This is a genomic window from Acetivibrio sp. MSJd-27, from assembly GCF_018918095.1.
Taxonomy (GTDB): domain Bacteria; phylum Bacillota; class Clostridia; order UMGS1840; family HGM11507; genus HGM11507.
Genome location: NZ_JAHLPV010000021.1, coordinates 1 through 17,302, shown reverse-complemented (window position 1 = coordinate 17,302; position 17,302 = coordinate 1). Strand labels below are relative to the sequence as shown.

Here is a 17,302-nt window from a genome sequence, read left to right as displayed (position 1 = left end):
CGATGTTAAAACAAGCGGCAAGGCGGCTTTTTTCCACAGAATATATGGTGCCTCGGGAAAGAATAGCTGGGCAGATGCCGGATAACCGGACGGCATACAAAACCGTAGTACATATTGCATGGCCATCCATAATGGAATCGGTTTTTGTGACGCTCATTGCTGCGGTGGATACGATGATGGTTGGAGGAATCGGACATCACGCCATCACAGCGGTGGGGATAACCAATCAGCCTCGGTTTATTTTAATGGCAATGATTCTTTCGCTGAATGTAGGGGTAACAGCAGTTGTCGCTCGCAGAAAAGGCGCGGGGGACAGGGATGCCGCCAATCGCAGTCTGAAGCAGAGCCTGCTCATCAGTATGGGACTTGGACTCGTCCTTTCTGTGCTGGGCATCCTTTTTGCACGTCCGCTTCTGCTGTTCGCAGGGGCACAGGAGGATGTCATTGCGCTTTCGGTGCAGTATTTCCGGATTATCATGATAGGACTTTTTTTTAACAGTCTGAATCTGACCATCAACGCGGCACAACGCGGAATCGGCAATACGAAAATATCATTGCTGACCAATGTGGCAGCGAATGTTATCAATGTGATATTCAACTATTTTTTGATAAACGGGATTGGTTTTTTCCCGGAACTAGGGGTGAAAGGGGCTGCCATTGCCACGGTATTAGGAAATATTGTAGCGTTTTTCATGGCTTTGCGCTCGGTTTTCCGAAAAAGCTGTTTTTTGAATTTACAAACCAAAACATCATGGCGGTTTGACCGGAGGACAATCGGCAGTGTTTTAAATGTCAGCAGCAGCGCGATGGTAGAGCAGGTGTTTCTGCGGATCGGCTTTTTCGTCTATGCCAAGATGGTGGCTTCTCTTGGAACCGCGGCGTTTGCAACCCATCAGATATGTATGAATATACTGAGCCTTTCTTTCGGATTCGGGGATGGTTTCAGCGTTGCAGCTTCTTCGCTGGTCGGACAGAGTTTGGGGGCAAAAAGACCGGATAAGGCGATTCTTTATGGGAGTATTACACAGCGTCTTGCGCTTGTGGTTTCCACTGTCCTCTTTTTTGTGTTTCTGTTTGGAAGGCGTTTTTTAGTAGGATTGTTTTCGCAGGAGGAGCAGATCATTGCGCAGGGGGCGGTTATTATGATCATGATAGCCTTTACCACCCATGCGCAAACCTCTCAGGTGATTCTTTCCGGCTGCCTGAGAGGAGCCGGGGACACCAAATTTGTCGCTGCTACTTCTTTTCTGAGTATTGCAATTGTACGCCCTATACTGACATGGCTTTTGTGCTTTCCGGTTGGGTGGGGACTTTACGGAGCATGGTTTGCAGTGATTGTGGATCAGTTTATGAGGCTGTTTATCACCTTTGCCCGGTTTCGAAAAGGCAATTGGACGGCAATCAAACTTTAAAAACCAATTTAAAAAATAGTAAGCACAATGCATTTTGAATGGATGAGCGGAAGAATGAGGATAACAGGCAGAAGCAGTATCTTTGCATATGTAAAAAAGAAATATGGAACAGAGCCGGAATATCTGTGGGTGAAATATCCTGATTATGCTGTGCTGAGACACGGTTCCAACGCAAAGTGGTATGCGGTAGTGATGAATGTGTCAGGACAAAAGCTTGGATTGAGCAGAGCAGAGACAAAGGATATTCTCGTTGTGAAATGCGATCCTATTTTAATTGGATCTTTGCTGCAGAACGACGGCTATCTTCCGGCATATCATATGAATAAGTCAACTTGGATTACCATTCTTCTTGACGGCACTGTACCGATGGCGGATATAGCGAAATGGATTGATCTAAGCTATGACTTGACAAAGAAGAAGCGCTAAGCTTCCTTTTCGAATTGTTTTAGAATAGGGAAAGAGCGCTGTGATAAAAAGGAATGAGGCAGAAAATGCTGAGAGAACAACGAAAATTTTTTCAAAGCGGCGTTACAAGGCAAGTCGCTTTTCGGCTGGCGGCTTTGGCGATCCTGCAAAAGGCAATCAAACGCTGGGAAGCGGAGATCATCCGAGCTCTTAAGAAGGATTTGGGAAAAAGTGAATTTGAAAGCTATGAAACTGAAATCGGCCTCATTTATGAAGAGATCCGTTTTGCAAGGCGCCATCTGAGAGGATGGACCAGAATAAAAAGAGTGAAGACACCACTGGTGCAGTTTCCTTCCAGGAGCTATATCCGAAAAGAGCCGCTGGGAAACGTTCTGATCATTGCGCCGTGGAACTATCCGTTTCAGCTGACCGTTTCTCCTCTTATAGGAGCCATCGCCGCTGGAAACACTGCGGTTGTCAAGCCGTCTGAACTTAGCCCGGCTACAGCTGAAGTGATTGAAAAGATGATTGCGGAGACATTTGAGCCTCATTATATCCATGTGGTTTTGGGAGGTATCCGAACCACACAGAGTCTGCTGGAACAGAAATTTGATCATATTTTTTTTACGGGAAGCACTCGTGTGGGAGCGCTCATTGCACAGAAAGCCGCGCAGACGCTGACACCGGTGACACTGGAGTTGGGAGGAAAAAGCCCTTGTATTGTGGACGAGACGGCGGACATCCCTCTGGCTGCCAGGCGAATCGCATGGGGGAAATTTTTAAATGCCGGGCAAACCTGTGTGGCGCCCGATTATATCATCTGCCAGGAGAAGGTGCAAAAAACGCTGACGGACGCTCTGAAAAAAGTGATTGATGAATTTTGGCCGGGGGATGCAACAGAAAATGAGGATTATCCAAAAATCATAAATACACAGCACTTTGAGCGTCTTGTCCGCCTTATGGAAAGCGGAAACATCCTCATCGGCGGCAAAGCGGATGAAAGTAAGCGGAAAATAAGTCCCACCGTTCTGGTGGATGTTTCAAAAGATTCCTCTGTGATGCAGGAAGAAATTTTCGGGCCGATTCTGCCGGTTCTGACTTACCGAAAACTGGATGAGATTCCTCGAATTATAAACAACGCGCCTCTGAGCTTCTATCTGTTTAGCACATCGAAAGAGAATGAGGAGTATCTTCTGAACAACATCCCTTTTGGCGGCGGCTGTGTGAACGATACGATTGTTCACCTTTCCACCCCATATCTGCCGTTTGGCGGCGTTGGACAGAGCGGGACGGGAAGTTACCATGGAAAGAAAAGCTTCGATTGTTTCAGCCATGAAAAAAGTATCCTGAAGAAGGGAAACTGGCTGGATATCCGTCTGCGCTATCCGCCTTATGCCAGAAAACTGAAGATGCTGAAGCGTTTTTTGCATTGATGAATATTCTGTGAATATTGCGGAGCGCTATTGACTTTCTTTTGGATTCCTGAGATAATAAAGTGTAGATTTTTAAATTGGAAAGGCGAATGAAATGGGAAAGACAAAAGAACCGAAGACGAAATATACGTCCATCGGCGGGCAGGCTGTCATTGAGGGCGTCATGATGCGCGGGCATCATGATATTGCCACGGCAGTCCGTGTGCCGGACGGGCACATTGAGATAAAGAAGGAACCAATCAATTTACTGAGCGTTAAATGGAAAATCAATAAAATCCCTATTTTGAGAGGTGTATTTTCCTTTTTTGAGTCCATGTATGTGGGTGTGAAGTGCCTGATGTACTCCGCAAAATTTTTTGAGGAGGAAGAGGACGAGAACAATCCGGAAAAGATGTCTAAATTTGAAAAATGGCTTTGGGATAAATGCGGAGATAAAATATTTACCTATGTGATGTTTTTGTCTGTGCTGTTATCCCTTGTCATAGGGATCGGGCTGTTTATGCTGCTGCCGAATTATTTGGTTGGATTTCTGAAAGGGCATTTTCCCGATATTTCCGGCATATTGTTGAATTTGTTGGAGGGTGTTGTCCGGATTGCTTTTTTTGTGACTTATATCGCTCTGATTTCCCGGATGAAGGATATCCAGCGCGTGTTTATGTATCACGGGGCGGAGCATAAGACGATTTTCTGTTTTGAGCACAAGGAAGAGCTGACAGTGGAGAACGTGAAGAAATACAAACGGTTTCATCCCCGCTGTGGGACAAGTTTCCTGTTTATTGTCATGATTGTCAGCATTGTTCTGTTCTCCTTTATCTCTTGGGATAATCTGGCTGTAAGGATGGTTTATCGCCTGCTTCTATTGCCTGTGGTTGCCGGGCTTTCCTACGAGTTAATCCGCTTGGCGGGCAAATATGACAATTGGTTTACAAGGGCTTTGTCCATGCCTGGTATGTGGATGCAGCATCTGACCACCAAAGAGCCGGACGGAGCTCAGATAGAGGTTGCGATTGCGTCTTTGAAGGCTGTGTTATAACCAAATGAAGATGTGCCCCGCCTCTTAGGGGGCGAGAACGATTTCTTTTGCAGGGGAAAAGAGAAGAATAATCGAATTCAGGGCGTGCAATGCACGTCCGTTTTTATTGGAGAATATATGAATATCAGAGAATTATTGAAAAAGGGAACCGAAGATTTGAAGCATAAGGAATCCGGTGCTTTGGAGGCACAGATGCTTCTTTCCTACGTTTTGAATATGGAGCGTACAAGGCTTTTCGTATATCATGACCGTTTGGTAACCGACGAGCAAGAAAAACGATATAATTCGCTTGTAGACGAACGTAAACACAATGTTCCCGTCCAGTATTTGATTGGGGAATGTGAGTTTATGTCACTGCCTTTCCATGTGGATTCCAATGTGTTAATACCTCGTTGTGACACGGAAATTTTAGTGGAGCAGGTCATCCGGCAGGTTGGAAACACTCCGGTACACATTGCCGATCTCTGCTGCGGATCGGGCTGTATCGGCGTCAGCCTCGCTTACTATTTGCCGAAAGCGGAGGTTTTTTTGTCGGATATCTCTGACGGTGCACTTCACATCGCTGAAAAAAATGCGCGGAGGCATCAGGTTGCGGAACGAACGGTTTTTCAAAGAATGGATGTCCTGAATGAATCGATGGAGAGATGTTTTGATGTGATTGTCTCGAATCCTCCCTATATCCCGCCGGAAGATATCTCGGCACTGGAGCCGGAGGTGAGAGATTATGAGCCTCGTTTAGCGCTGGAGGCTTCTGAAAACGGGTTGCAGTTTTACAGAATCCTATCCGAAAAATATGCGAAAAACTTGAAGGCAGGCGGGCTGATGGCATTTGAAGTGGGCATTGGGCAGGCAGAAGAGGTTTCCCGGCTGATGACTCCATATTTTGAAAGGATCGCAGTATATCAGGATTTGCAGGGGATTGACAGGGTTGTAACAGGAAAAAGAAAATAAATGAAATAGTAAAGTCCCGGGGAAGGTTTCTAGAAGCCTTCCCCGGGACTTTTTTCGCCCTAGCTATTTTGAGGGAAGCAGACCATCGAAAAAGATATTGTTGATTTCCAGCAGCGAGAGATCAAGCATATCTTTTAATACTAATATTTGTTCTCCCGAAAAGGTGCATGAATCCGCATTTTCTTTCAAACAATAAGTCTTAAGGGAAATATGGAGAGCCTTGGCAATATCCTTCTGTTTGACATCATGCTCCACTCTTTTTGCTTTTAGCAGATTGGTATCCATTCTTCCACCTCCTAACAATTCAGCAGATGATTTACAAACAAATTATATAAAACGAATGGTAATTTGTCAAGTTTAAATATGGAAATAATTATAAAATTGGTAATATGGATTGTTGTTTTTTACCCTCGTATTGTATAATGGATAAAAATGAGGTGATTGCAGTGACTTTTGGTGATAAAGTACTTCTTCTTTTAAAGAAAAAGCAAATGACGCAAAAAGGATTGGCTGAAATGATCCATACGACAGAGGCGTCGATCTCCAGATATATCAATAATGAACGTTTGCCCAAAGGGGATATTGTAGCAAAAATTGCATATGCGCTGGATACAACCAGCGATTTTCTGCTCAGTGACGACAGAAGCATCACCTTAAATTTGTCTATGGATCCGCCGGAAGAAAAAGCAGAATGTAAGTTTAAGGAAGGGTTTTCTCTGCCTGATTTGACCCAAGAGGAAAAGAGATTGCTGTATAACTATAACCAATTGAGCCACAAGATGAAAAGTATATTGATTTCCATGAGTGATATATTATTGAAAGAGGATGGCGGGTCGGGAGAGAAAATTTCCAGTAGAGAATAACAGTAGCTTTTTTCTAAGAGATATGATAAAATAATGACAGGTCGCATTATGGTGGTATACAAAACGTCGGTTCCAATTCGGCAAGGTTATATCGGACTGCTGAAAGGAAAGAGGTTTGGGTATGCTGCTTTTTATTTTGGAGTACACGAAGCCGTTTTGGGTGTTTACGGCGGAACGGGACTCTATGCTTAACGAAGAGCTTTTGAAGATGGCAGATATCACTTGCTTTTCGATTTTTATGAGAACGATGTTTGGGAGGAATTATGATAACTGTAACGGATGTAAGTCTGAACTTTGACGGAACAGACTTGTTTTCGCATGTCAATTTGAAATTTGTGCCTGGCAATTGCTATGGTATTATCGGAGCAAACGGGGCCGGAAAATCAACCTTTTTAAAAATCCTTTCCGGTGAGCTGGACTGTTCAAAGGGGGAGGTATCCATTGCGCCGAAGACCCGGATGTCGGTCTTAAAACAGGATCATTTTGCATATGATGCCTACACGGTACTGGATACCATCATAATGGGGAATCAGCGTCTTTATGATATTATGAAAGAAAAAGACGCGCTTTATGCGAAAGAAGATTTCTCGGATGAAGATGGAATTAAGGCGTCTGAACTGGAAGCAGAATTTGCCGAGATGGATGGCTGGGAAGCGGAGAGCGAAGCCTCCAGGCTGATTCAGGGTTTGGGGCTTCCTGCCGACATACTGGAACAGCAAATGGCCGGCCTTGGCGGTGCTGAAAAAGTAAAAGTGCTGTTGGCGCAAGCACTGTTTGGACATCCTGACATCATGTTGCTGGACGAGCCCACGAACCATCTGGATATCGCTTCCATAAGCTGGCTGGAAGATTTTTTGATGGATTATCCTGGGACAGTCATTGTGGTATCCCATGACCGGCATTTTTTAAACAATGTATGCACCCACATTGTGGATATCGATTATTCCAAGATTAAGATGTATGTGGGAAACTACGATTTTTGGTACGAGTCCAGTCAATTAATGCAGAGAATGATTCGGGATCAGAACAAGAAAAATGAGGATAAAATCAGGGAGCTGCAAACTTTTATCCAACGTTTTTCCGCCAACAAATCCAAATCCCGGCAGGCGACTTCCAGGAAAAAGCTGATTGAAAAGCTGACAGTGGAGGAGTTGCCCGCATCCTCGCGCAGGTATCCGTATGTGGGCTTTCAGATGGATCGGGAAGCTGGAAAAGAAATTCTGTCTGTAAACGGACTCAGTAAAACAGTGGATGGGGTAAAGGTTCTCAACAATGTCTCTTTTGTGGTGAATAAGGGAGATAAAATTGCTTTTGTGGGAGAGAATGAAATCGCTAACACCACTCTCTTTCAGATTTTGATGGGGGAGATGGAGCCGGATGAAGGTGATTTTAAATGGGGCATCAGTACATCCCAGTCCTACTTTCCGAAGGATCATTCGGATTTTTTCAATGACTGCGATTTATCTATCATCAAATGGCTGATGCAGTATTCAAAGGATACAACGGAGACCTATCTGCGGGGGTTTCTGGGCAGGATGCTGTTCTCAGGAGATGATGTGCTGAAACAGGTTCAGGTATTGTCCGGAGGAGAGAAAGTACGCTGTATGCTGTCGCGGATGATGATGTTCGGCGCCAATGTGCTGGTGCTGGATCAGCCTACCAACCATTTGGATTTGGAGTCGATCACAGCGGTCAATAACGGATTGATCGATTTTAAGGGAAATATACTGTTTGCCTCCCACGATCATCAGTTTATACAGACGGTTGCAAATCGCATCATAGAATTCACGCCCGATGGAAAAAAAGATAAGGTTTGCAGTTATGAGGAATTTATTGAAATGGAATGATTGGGGATTGTGTGAAAATAAGGAAAAGGAACTGCTCTATTTGATACGCAGTTCCTTTTTATCATTTAGGAAATTGCAGTTAATCATGAAAATTACTTTACATTTCAATACATTTGATGTGAGGATTGGTTTTAAAAAGGTTCATCAAATCATGCACTGCATATTCTTTCGGAATTTTTGCGTAAATCTCTAAATCCATCAGATCAGACTTTAACTGCTGTGCTTTAAAGTGCAAAATTTCAATCTGATTCTCCTCCAGTGAGGATTTCACATAGTCGATTGCGTCATCACTGTTTTCCATCTGGATATGGATCAGTTCAGCGGTCGGTGCTTTTATCCAGTTAAAGTTTCTGTGCAGCAAAATTTGGACGATAATGATAATAATTGCCGCTGTGATTCCAAGCAGATATAATCCGGCACCTACCGCCATTCCGACACCTGCCGTTGCCCATATACCGGCCGCGGTTGTCAGACCGCTGATTTCCTGCCGCTTCATAAAGATCATTCCAGCTCCCAGAAAGCCGACTCCAGAAACAATCTGTGCGGCAATACGGGATGGATCAAGACCAAAGCCGTTCAGACCGAGGATGTCATAAAATCCATATTTCGAGATGATCATCATCAACGCGGCAGCCAGACATACAATCAAATGGGTTCGCACCCCTGCCTCTTTCAACCTGTTTTTCCTTTCGTATCCGATGATGCCTCCGCAGATTGCGGCGATCAGAAGACGCAGAAGAAACTCCAGCTGTGATAATAAATATTCTGTCATAAATAATATCTCCTTCCTGAAATGATATTGCTGTTTATTCTGCCGGATTTTCAGTGACAAAACAATAAGATGTTTGTTCCTCTTTTCGTCCTTTTTCCGGATGAAAAAACGTTTAATGCTTAACAGCATATGGAGATATTATACTCCGTTTTTACCTGCTGTCAAGTGTAAAATTTGCTTTTTTTGTCTTTCTCTTATTACCCATATATATGACGATTCCTGTGCCGTTATGCGGAGGAAAAAGTGAATTTACCCGAAAAAAGAAAAACATAAAAAATGTGGAATCTTCACACAAAACTATTGACATACACTCTCTTTTTTGTTATACTGGGTTATGCAAATGCGGAGAGGTGTCCGAGTGGTTTAAGGAGCTGGTCTTGAAAACCAGTGACTCGAAAGAGCCGTGAGTTCGAATCTCACCCTCTCTGCCATCAAAAATTTCATATTGATATGGAATTCGGTTTGGAGAAGTACTCAAGAGGCCGAAGAGGCGCCCCTGCTAAGGGTGTAGGTCGGGAAACCGGCGCGAGGGTTCAAATCCCTCCTTCTCCGCCACAGAAAAAGCCAGTAAAACATTGATTTTACCGGCTTTTTTCTTTTCTGTTTTCCGTTTTGACCCTTTAAATTACCCTTTGCAGATTTTTTTACCCTTATTTTGACCCTTCAAGATTTTTTATATATGCGTCCATACGGGCGGCACTTTCTTTCTTCATGCGTTCTGACACATGACCGTAAACGTCAAGTGTAAAAGCGGCTGTATGGTGTCCTAAATTCTTTTGTACAGTTTTCACATCGTCACTATTTTGCAAAGAAGCAACGGCATAGGAATGTCTTAAATCATGAAATCTTGCTATAGATTCCACTATTTTTTTGTATTGCTTATACACTGTGACATGGACAAGGTGACAGCCTATTTCATCAGTGAAAACGAGATTACTATTTAACGACTCCCCCATATGGAACCGGTTTTCAGCTTTGAGGATGTCTGAAGCTTTCTATATTGGAAGTTCATAGGCGTTAGAGGGGTTATAAGTTATATATTGGAGTGCAACGGCCTTTTCAAGGAGTTTATAAAGCACTCCAAAATCAATGAGGGTAACGATTGTTGGTTTGAATTTGGCAGGAGGGAGATAGTAAATACAGATCAGTCAATAAAAATTAAATGATAAAATTTTAAACAGTTATATTAAGTTCTATTTCATATAGTCTGTATTTCTGTTTTAATATTTTATTAAATTTCTAACTATCCCATCATAAAATCAGACTGGATAATAGTCAATAGAATGGAGAGAAAAAGTGAAAACAGAAGAGATATCATGGTGATGCTTCCTCAAAAAGCGCTTCTTCTCTGCAGATGTCAAATATTTATTAAAAGCCCGAACCGGGTCGAATGGACATCATCCACAATCGTCTGATTTGAAACTATCATTTTTGAGAGCGGAATTGGACTGGCTGCCAGCTTAAGAAAAGAGATCCATTCGCTAGATAAATGTGTTCAATAAGGCACGGTATATAGGATCTTCATACCGTGGACTTGCTGTCTTGGATAATATCAAAATTTTTTTGCATTATTTGAGGTTTTATCTATTTATTTATTGTCATTAAAAACGCTGTGTGGTATTATTATGACATATTAAGAATGTGTAAAGTAAAAATGAAAGAATAGGGCACGCAGTCATAGAATTTCATTACGCAACAAACAAAATTTAATGAGTGTGAAGTTCATAATCGTGATTTGTTATAGATAGCATTGAGGCAAGAGGGATATTAGCCTTTACCAAAGGGCAAAGCAGGACGTCCGATAGTCTATTGGGAGCAAATTGGTGGGAACACTCCCGGCATTGATATTTTTGATATCTGTCGAGAGTTTTACCATATTGGTAAAGTTTTTTGGAATTGTTGCATTTCGGGCACTTGATTGGTATAATTTTTTGCATGAGAACTTCTTCCTTTCTAGAGAATAATGTGTTTTTGTGCGAAACCATTATACCACAAAGGTTTTGAGGTGCTCTTTTTCATTTAACTTTAATACTACATAAGAATATCAAGGAGGGGAAAATTAAATGTATTTTTTTAGGAAAAAGACATCTTTTCTATGTCTTATGATTTTATTTACAATGATGTTTCAGACGTTCTACATGACAAATTCACAGGAATCGTTCAGCGGCGGGAGTGTTAATCTTGCGTTACATAAAAATGTGACGGTTAGCCGTGAGACAAAGGGAAAAGATCACAAAAAAGTAACAGACGGCAACAAAGCCGTGAGCAAAACAGGCGATACATGGAATGTGAAATCGGGAGATTCTATTACGCTCGATCTTGGACAAAGCGAGACGATTCAAAAAGTAACCGTTTTTGAATATGGTGCTGAGCAGAAGCTTTTTGGGTACAAGCTTGAAGTTTCCGAAGACAATGCAGCCTGGACGCTGGTGAGTGAAAGCACGAAAAGTGCAGACGGTCAGGAACCGGCGGTGTGCCCCATTGATACCGGAATAAAAACAAATTCTAATCATGGGATGGGATCCATTGAATTTTCTGCGGTTTCAGCCAGATACATCAAACTGACTATAAAGTCCGCAGTGTCAAAAACAAATATTGGATATGTTGAAGAAATTGAAGTATATGGAGATAAAACAGAATCAAATGACAATAAGCCGGTAACTCCTGATGTAAAAACGGATCCGCCCATTGAGGAAGATGATACGATCAGCGTTGTTATTGACGGAAAAAAAGTAGATTTTGGGAATGATCAGGAGCCGGTTCTTGCTGCAAGCAACCGCACCTTGGTTCCAATGAGAAAATTATTTGAAATCCTCGGCGCACAAATTGAATGGAACGATGAAACCTCTACTGTTAAAGCTGTAAAAGACGGACATATCATTGTTTTGACAATCGGTGAAACAGCAGCGACAATAAATGATACTTCTGTCACTTTGGATCAGCCGGCAGAACTGATAAACGACAGGACGATGATTCCCGTCAGATTTGTTGCTGAAGCTTTGGAAACAAAGGTAAATTGGCTAGAAGATACAAAAAGAGTTATCATTAGTACGTTTGAAAGGGAAGAAAAAAAGAGTATTAAGGTATTGGCAATCGGAAACAGCTTTACCAATGATGCAGTCGAATATCTTCCCAATATTGCCGCTGCGGATCAATATCCTATTACGGTCGGGGAACTGACTTATTCCGCTTCCCATCTTTCCCAGCATTGGGAGTATGCAAATACCAATGCGAAAGTATATACTTATGCTGTGAACAACCAGCAAGTGGAAGAAAAGGTTACAATGCAAGAAGTTCTGGAAAGCGAAGATTGGGATTATATCACGCTTCAGCAGGTCAGCACAAACAGCTACAAAGAGGAAACTTTTTCACCTTATATTGAAAATCTCGTCAAATATTTGAAAAAAGTAGAGCCTCAGGCAACGATCCTGTTGCATCAAACTTGGTCTTTTGAGAAAGGATCGGGTAGATTTAAGGATGGATTGAATTATCAAACGATGTTTGAAGCAATCGAAACCACTTATCACAATATTTCTGCTAAATTGAGTGTATTATCCTTGGATGACGGCACCAAAATCTCAGAAGATGGAAAGCTTTTGCGGATTATACCATCTGGTCTTGCATTTCAAAATGCTCGCCGCAATCCGGTATTTGATACCTTGTCGGGGGATACGAAAACCACGAAATTAAACCGTGACGGCGCTCATGCAAGCTATACATATGGGAGGTATTTAATTGGTGCGCTGTGGTATGAATGCCTGACAGGCAATCAAATTTCCGTCAATACATTTTGCCCAAATGGGATCACGCAGGATGAATGGATGATTTTGAAAAAAGCAGCTCATGAAGCTTGTGTCCAATATGGATGGCAGTAGAATCCGCTTGGCGATTATCCATAAAATACTGTACAAAGGATTGGATTTGTTAATTTAGTAATTATAACCACCACCAGTGAATTATGTGGTAAGTATAATGTAAAAAATGCAGACAATATGATGAAAGTTTATCATATTGTCTGCATTTTTGTTTATACAAATTAAATACTCGCTGTCTCTTTTTGGTTTACAAATGTTTTGATTTGTGTTAAAATATAAAAAAATAGAAAAGACAAAGGATAAACTGAGCAAAGGAGTTATGTATGGAGTCGACAGAGAAAAAGAATTATTGGTTTTTCAACTCCGAACAGTACCTGAACCAATATCCTGTCAGAATATATAAAATAACTGAGTGCCATCAACTGATGCATGCTCAAGATTATATGCAAATCTGGTATGTGAAAAACGGAGAATGCTCCTATTGGATTAAACATACAGAATATCATCTGAAAAAAGGTGACATTGCTATTTTGCCATCTTTTGTATTTCATCGTTTGGATTCCAATGGTTTCTAGAATTTGGTTTTGTTTGGATGCGATTTTTTGGAAAGCTTTATATACAGCAATTCTGAATCAATGAACCGCTATTTAAAACAAAGCCTTATTGGAAACTATAAAGAAAAAGCGTTTTACAGACTTAACGGAAATTTGAAAAAGGAAGCAGAAAGTCTGTTTGAACGGATGCTGCTGGAATTTAATCATAAGAAGCCATGCTTTGAACTGGTTATCAAATCCTGTATTTTTCAGATATTTTCCATGCTGTCCCGTGAATCAGATAAAAAAGAGGACGAGCGAAAAAGTAAATTGATGGAATTCCACAGGGCGAATATCATGAAGGCTGTTGATTATATTGATATCAATTACAGAAAAAAGATTACATTGGCAGAAGTTTCTAAGATAACAATGATGTCTTCCACATATTTTGCAGAGATTTTTAAAGAGATTACCGGCAGGACATTTACCGAATATATCAACTATCTCCGAATACAAAATGCCATTGAATTGATGAAGGATAGGAGAATCTCCTTAAAAGAAATTGCGGAGAACATAGGCTTGAAAGATCCGGCCTATTTTTCAAGGGTATTTAAGAAACAAATGGGGGTTTCTCCTGAGAAATACAGAAATATGTTTTTTTGAAATAAGACTATCTGTGCAAAAATGGATAGTCTTTCTTGTTATCTTTTTGTTCGTTGGACGAAATTATGAACATCTTGGATTATCTCAGAATTTTCGTTCTGCTTTGTTGAAAACGAATAATTATAATGATATAATTTAGTCGAATCATATTAAAATTGCATATTTTTTGTTTTCTCATTTTGAAACAAGTTTGTATGAAGGAGGAAATCGCTATGAGGATGAGGAAAAAAACGGTCAGTTTATTTGTTTCGCTGGTGCTGATATGCAGTCTGATATTGCCGGGGACTGCGTTGGCGGCGGACGAATATACGGTGAAAAACAGTGGTTTTGAGGAAGCGTTTGAAGGAGAAAAGATTCCTGGATGGTACCGCTCTGCAAGCGACAAGCCGATAGCGGCAGGTCTGTCCTATGGGATTGTATCCGAAAACTCTTATGAGGGAAAAAACCATTTGGAGATGAAGGATGAGACAAAGGGTGCAGCGCTCTTTTTATACAGTGATGCAATTGCTGTAACCCCGGGTGAAAGTTTGAATCTTTCCGCATATTTTTCTAATGTATCCGGCTCTGTTCAAATGCATTTGAGGTATTATCCTCAAAAAGGTTTCAGCCCCACTGCAACAGGATTTGTAGAAAGCCCATCGGTCAAAATCGGAGCGACAGGCGGTGACTGGAAGGAATTCAGCCTTGCCACAACTGTGCCGGAGGGCGCCGCGGAGGCAAGGATATTGCTTGTAACATTCAAGGTTTCCACAGGGGCGGCATCGGTTGACCAGATTAGCCTTAAGAAGGGAACCGGAGGGTCTGCAAGTTCAGGAGAAAAAGAGCCGTCAAGCAATAGCTTAAAAGGGGCGGTAAATATCAAAGATGTAAAAAAAGCGCAGCAGCTTCCCAATCAAATAGAACCCATCGTAGAGGAGCTTGGGACGAAAATTCACAGTGCACCGGTAAGCCGTTCTGTATTCGGCTATGACAAAGAGGGAAATCTGCTCGCATTTTCCGCAATCACCGGCGATCCGGTTCAACTCATGATTACCGATGTGGTGACAGAAGAAATGATACAGGTTCCAGTAGAGGATACAAATGCCGGAAAAAAAGCCACATTGATTCGGGGGATGGCGATAGACAATGGCGTTTTATATTTAGCCGGCACACCTTCTGCTATGTTCAGCTATACTCCTGGCGACACGGCAGTAAAATATTTGGTGGATTTACCGGGCGCACAAACCTTTGATATGGACAACGGACCAGACGGAATACTGATTGCTGGTTCCTACAACAAATGCGAAGGTTTTGAATTCAATACCAAAACGCTGGAAGTCAAAAATTATGGTACAATTAAACCTGGGCAGCAGTATTTATATAATCTGGCTTATGATAAAAAACGCGATACCATATATTGGGGTACCGGGTCAACCGGATATATCATTGCTATGGACAGGAAAACAGGAAACAAGACGGAAATCCCTCTGCATCCCAAGGTGTCGGAAACAAAATTTATCTGGGATTTGACTGTCGTTGGGGACAAGTTGTTCATGCGTTATTCACCCGGCGACGGTGCGGTTTATGATTTGGAAAAGAAACAGTATGAAGAAGTGCAGACGGCTGTAAGATCCAGACACGTCTCTGAAAAATCTCCCGATCAGAACCGTGTTTATTATACAACGGATACCAACATTGGTTATTATGATCTGGATACAAACACCATCCATGATGATGCCAATGCTTTGACAAGGGGATATGCAACGGGTTTTGCATTTACAAAGCTTGACGAGGAAGGCTTTACAGACACAACTTTGGTCGGTATTACAAGGCAGGCCAGACTGTTCAAATATAATACGGTGACTGGTAAAATAAAAGTTGTTGAACGGAAAATCAACGCCGTTCCGCTGGAAATCCAGACGATGGGGATGATGAACAACGGCAAACTGCATTTAACCGCTTTCTTGAACGGGGGAAACGCGGATATGGATCCGGTTACCTATGAGACGTCAGAATACACAGTCGAGGCGTTGGGAGATGGTCAGAAGATGCCTCAGTGTGACCAAGTTCAAGCTTATAAGGATAAACTATTCCTCACCTCTTATCCAAATGCGAAGATCTGGATTTATGATACTGCAAAACCTTGGGATGTGAAAAATGAAAATCCAAAGCAAGTTTATGAGGGATTTTCTTTTGGGGAACAGGATAGGGGAATGACAGCTCTTGCGGTTGAAGAGGCCGGCGTCTTCCTGATGGGAACCGTACCGAAATACGGAAAGCATGGCGGTTCTTTAGTTGTCTACGATGTGGAGTCTGGCAAGGCGGACACTTATCAGAATATCGTTCCCAATCATTCTATTACCGCCCTTGCTTATAAAGATGGTATTGTTTATGCCGGTTCCAACATTTACGGCGGATTGGGGAATGGACCGGCAAGCGGAGAGGCGCAGCTTATTGCTTTCGATCTCAAAACCAGGAAAATCGTCTCCCAATGGACGCCGGTGCTAGGTGCAAAAATGATAACCGAATTGATTTTTTCACCGGATGGAAAGCTTTGGGGAGCGGCAGATGGAGCGTTGTTTGAATTTGATGTTTTAAATCAGGAAGTTCTGTACACAGGGCTAATGACGGATTACCTCTATGGGCATATTTGGGGCGACGCCCAATTCACCATCGGGAAGGACAACAAGCTGTATGCAATGCAGGGAAGGGTTATCTATCAGTTTGATTTTGAGACCAAACAGCAGGCAGTCCTACGGAAAAATCCTGGAAAATCAAACATAGCACAGGATCCTTACGGCAATTTCTTTGTCTCTGACAGAACCAAGCTGTATAAGTATTCGATTCCCGGCGTAAGCACCAATCCATCAGCAAGCGGGATTAAAGTCGAAATCAACGGACAGCGGATTGACTTTGGCAGTGACCAGGGACCGGTGCTGGCTGAGGCTACCAATCGGACATTGGTGCCTATGAGGAAGCTGTTTGAAGTGTTGGGCGCTGAAATAAGCTGGAGTGATGAAACAGAAACGGTAACCGCAAAAAAAGGCGATACGGTGATCACCATAAAAATAGGCGATCCCATTGCCAAAAAAAACGGAGCCGATATTCTTTTAGATCAGCCAGCAAAACTGATCAACGATAGGACAATGGTACCGGTTCGCTTTGTCGCGGAAGCTTTGGGAGCGACAGTTGACTGGGAGGAAGCGACACAGACTGTAAAAATCATCGGTTAATGAAAATTTGATAACAGGCACAATTTGGAAAATACCGGATGAATAATCCGGTATTTTTTTCGTGATACAAAAAAGCCCCATTAGGGGCAGCCGGTGAAAGCTTCGCGGTTGGCGAACCTTTCGGCGGGCCTATAGGCCCAGCCGGTATCAAGCCCTAAGGGGGCAGTGCATACCACCGGCACGACCGGTGGTTACGATTTGATGGATGACATTTTGGGGAGCTGCATGGATTTCATCAGACGGGACACTCGACCGGTGCTGATGGATATGCCATATTCAACCCAAAGCCGCTGCCTGATTTTATACGCGCCGAACCGTTTTTCAGATTTAGCATATAGTTCCAGAATTGCGGAACGAATTTTT

Annotated in this window: 17 protein-coding genes and 2 tRNA genes; 14 read left to right on the top strand and 5 right to left on the bottom strand. The window is 42.4% G+C overall.

What is annotated here, in order from left to right; genetic code table 11:
- Positions 1–2: 2 nt before the first annotated feature.
- From KQI32_RS08250 to prmC, 5 genes are all read left to right on the top strand, one after another.
- Positions 3–1,412 (top strand): MATE family efflux transporter, encoded by a 1,410-nt coding sequence (locus KQI32_RS08250; RefSeq protein WP_216424655.1) that lies wholly within the window; start codon positions 3–5, stop codon positions 1,410–1,412.
- A 54-nt stretch (positions 1,413–1,466) separates the two neighbouring features.
- Positions 1,467–1,838 (top strand): MmcQ/YjbR family DNA-binding protein, encoded by a 372-nt coding sequence (locus tag KQI32_RS08245; protein ID WP_177690073.1) that lies wholly within the window; start codon positions 1,467–1,469, stop codon positions 1,836–1,838.
- 65 nt (positions 1,839–1,903) lie between these two features.
- Positions 1,904–3,250: an aldehyde dehydrogenase gene (locus tag KQI32_RS08240; RefSeq protein ID WP_253291122.1), complete on the top strand. Its 1,347-nt coding sequence runs from the start codon at positions 1,904–1,906 to the stop codon at positions 3,248–3,250.
- 94 nt (positions 3,251–3,344) lie between these two features.
- Positions 3,345–4,283 (top strand): DUF1385 domain-containing protein, encoded by a 939-nt coding sequence (locus KQI32_RS08235; RefSeq protein WP_177690069.1) that lies wholly within the window; start codon positions 3,345–3,347, stop codon positions 4,281–4,283.
- Positions 4,284–4,400: 117 nt separating this feature from the next.
- Positions 4,401–5,234 carry a peptide chain release factor N(5)-glutamine methyltransferase gene (gene prmC / locus KQI32_RS08230; protein WP_216424653.1) on the top strand — a complete coding sequence of 278 codons (834 nt, stop codon included), beginning with the start codon at positions 4,401–4,403 and terminating at the stop codon, positions 5,232–5,234.
- Between the two features lie 63 nt (positions 5,235–5,297).
- Here prmC and KQI32_RS08225 read toward each other — a convergent pair whose 3' ends face one another.
- Positions 5,298–5,519, bottom strand: a complete 222-nt coding sequence (locus KQI32_RS08225; protein WP_216424652.1) for an XRE family transcriptional regulator — start codon at positions 5,517–5,519, stop codon at positions 5,298–5,300.
- Between the two features lie 152 nt (positions 5,520–5,671).
- Between KQI32_RS08225 and KQI32_RS08220 the strand changes: the two genes are divergently transcribed.
- From KQI32_RS08220 to KQI32_RS08210, 3 genes are all read left to right on the top strand, one after another.
- Positions 5,672–6,097, top strand: a complete 426-nt coding sequence (locus KQI32_RS08220) for a helix-turn-helix domain-containing protein (RefSeq protein ID WP_216424651.1) — start codon at positions 5,672–5,674, stop codon at positions 6,095–6,097.
- Between the two features lie 48 nt (positions 6,098–6,145).
- On the top strand, positions 6,146–6,289 hold the full coding sequence (locus tag KQI32_RS08215; RefSeq protein ID WP_216424650.1) for a hypothetical protein: 144 nt from the start codon (positions 6,146–6,148) through the stop codon (positions 6,287–6,289).
- Between the two features lie 71 nt (positions 6,290–6,360).
- Positions 6,361–7,944, top strand: a complete 1,584-nt coding sequence (locus KQI32_RS08210; RefSeq protein WP_216424649.1) for an ABC-F family ATP-binding cassette domain-containing protein — start codon at positions 6,361–6,363, stop codon at positions 7,942–7,944.
- A 97-nt stretch (positions 7,945–8,041) separates the two neighbouring features.
- Here KQI32_RS08210 and KQI32_RS08205 read toward each other — a convergent pair whose 3' ends face one another.
- Positions 8,042–8,716, bottom strand: coding sequence for an MgtC/SapB family protein (locus tag KQI32_RS08205; protein WP_216424648.1), 675 nt, complete (start codon positions 8,714–8,716; stop codon positions 8,042–8,044).
- A 344-nt stretch (positions 8,717–9,060) separates the two neighbouring features.
- Here KQI32_RS08205 and KQI32_RS08200 point away from each other — a divergent pair.
- Together KQI32_RS08200 and KQI32_RS08195 are read left to right on the top strand one after the other, a co-directional pair.
- Positions 9,061–9,147: transfer RNA gene (locus KQI32_RS08200), tRNA-Ser, on the top strand.
- A 33-nt stretch (positions 9,148–9,180) separates the two neighbouring features.
- Positions 9,181–9,271 (top strand) — tRNA-Ser (locus tag KQI32_RS08195).
- 95 nt (positions 9,272–9,366) lie between these two features.
- On the opposite strand, the gene KQI32_RS08190 is transcribed toward KQI32_RS08195, so the two are convergent.
- Together KQI32_RS08190 and KQI32_RS13655 are read right to left on the bottom strand one after the other, a co-directional pair.
- Positions 9,367–9,672 carry a tyrosine-type recombinase/integrase gene (locus KQI32_RS08190; protein ID WP_216424647.1) on the bottom strand — a complete coding sequence of 102 codons (306 nt, stop codon included), beginning with the start codon at positions 9,670–9,672 and terminating at the stop codon, positions 9,367–9,369.
- Positions 9,673–10,422: 750 nt separating this feature from the next.
- Positions 10,423–10,653 carry an IS1 family transposase gene (locus KQI32_RS13655; protein ID WP_374197066.1) on the bottom strand — a complete coding sequence of 77 codons (231 nt, stop codon included), beginning with the start codon at positions 10,651–10,653 and terminating at the stop codon, positions 10,423–10,425.
- A gap of 126 nt (positions 10,654–10,779) precedes the next feature.
- On the opposite strand from KQI32_RS13655, the gene KQI32_RS08180 reads away from it, so the two are divergent.
- The 4 genes from KQI32_RS08180 (at position 10,780) to KQI32_RS08165 (ending at position 16,939) form a co-directional block, all read left to right on the top strand.
- Positions 10,780–12,591: a DUF4886 domain-containing protein gene (locus KQI32_RS08180; RefSeq protein WP_216424646.1), complete on the top strand. Its 1,812-nt coding sequence runs from the start codon at positions 10,780–10,782 to the stop codon at positions 12,589–12,591.
- A 263-nt stretch (positions 12,592–12,854) separates the two neighbouring features.
- The gene (locus KQI32_RS08175) at positions 12,855–13,106 is read left to right on the top strand and encodes an AraC family ligand binding domain-containing protein (RefSeq protein WP_216424645.1); all 252 of its coding nucleotides are present in this window, start codon (positions 12,855–12,857) and stop codon (positions 13,104–13,106) included.
- Positions 13,107–13,133: 27 nt separating this feature from the next.
- Complete coding sequence (locus tag KQI32_RS08170) at positions 13,134–13,727, top strand: AraC family transcriptional regulator (protein ID WP_216424644.1); 594 nt, start codon at positions 13,134–13,136, stop codon at positions 13,725–13,727.
- A 212-nt stretch (positions 13,728–13,939) separates the two neighbouring features.
- Positions 13,940–16,939 (top strand): copper amine oxidase N-terminal domain-containing protein, encoded by a 3,000-nt coding sequence (locus KQI32_RS08165; protein WP_216424643.1) that lies wholly within the window; start codon positions 13,940–13,942, stop codon positions 16,937–16,939.
- Positions 16,940–17,130: 191 nt separating this feature from the next.
- Here the strand turns inward: KQI32_RS08165 and KQI32_RS13650 are convergent, their stop codons facing one another.
- Positions 17,131–17,283: an IS3 family transposase gene (locus tag KQI32_RS13650; RefSeq protein WP_374197067.1), complete on the bottom strand. Its 153-nt coding sequence runs from the start codon at positions 17,281–17,283 to the stop codon at positions 17,131–17,133.
- Positions 17,284–17,302 lie beyond the last annotated feature (19 nt).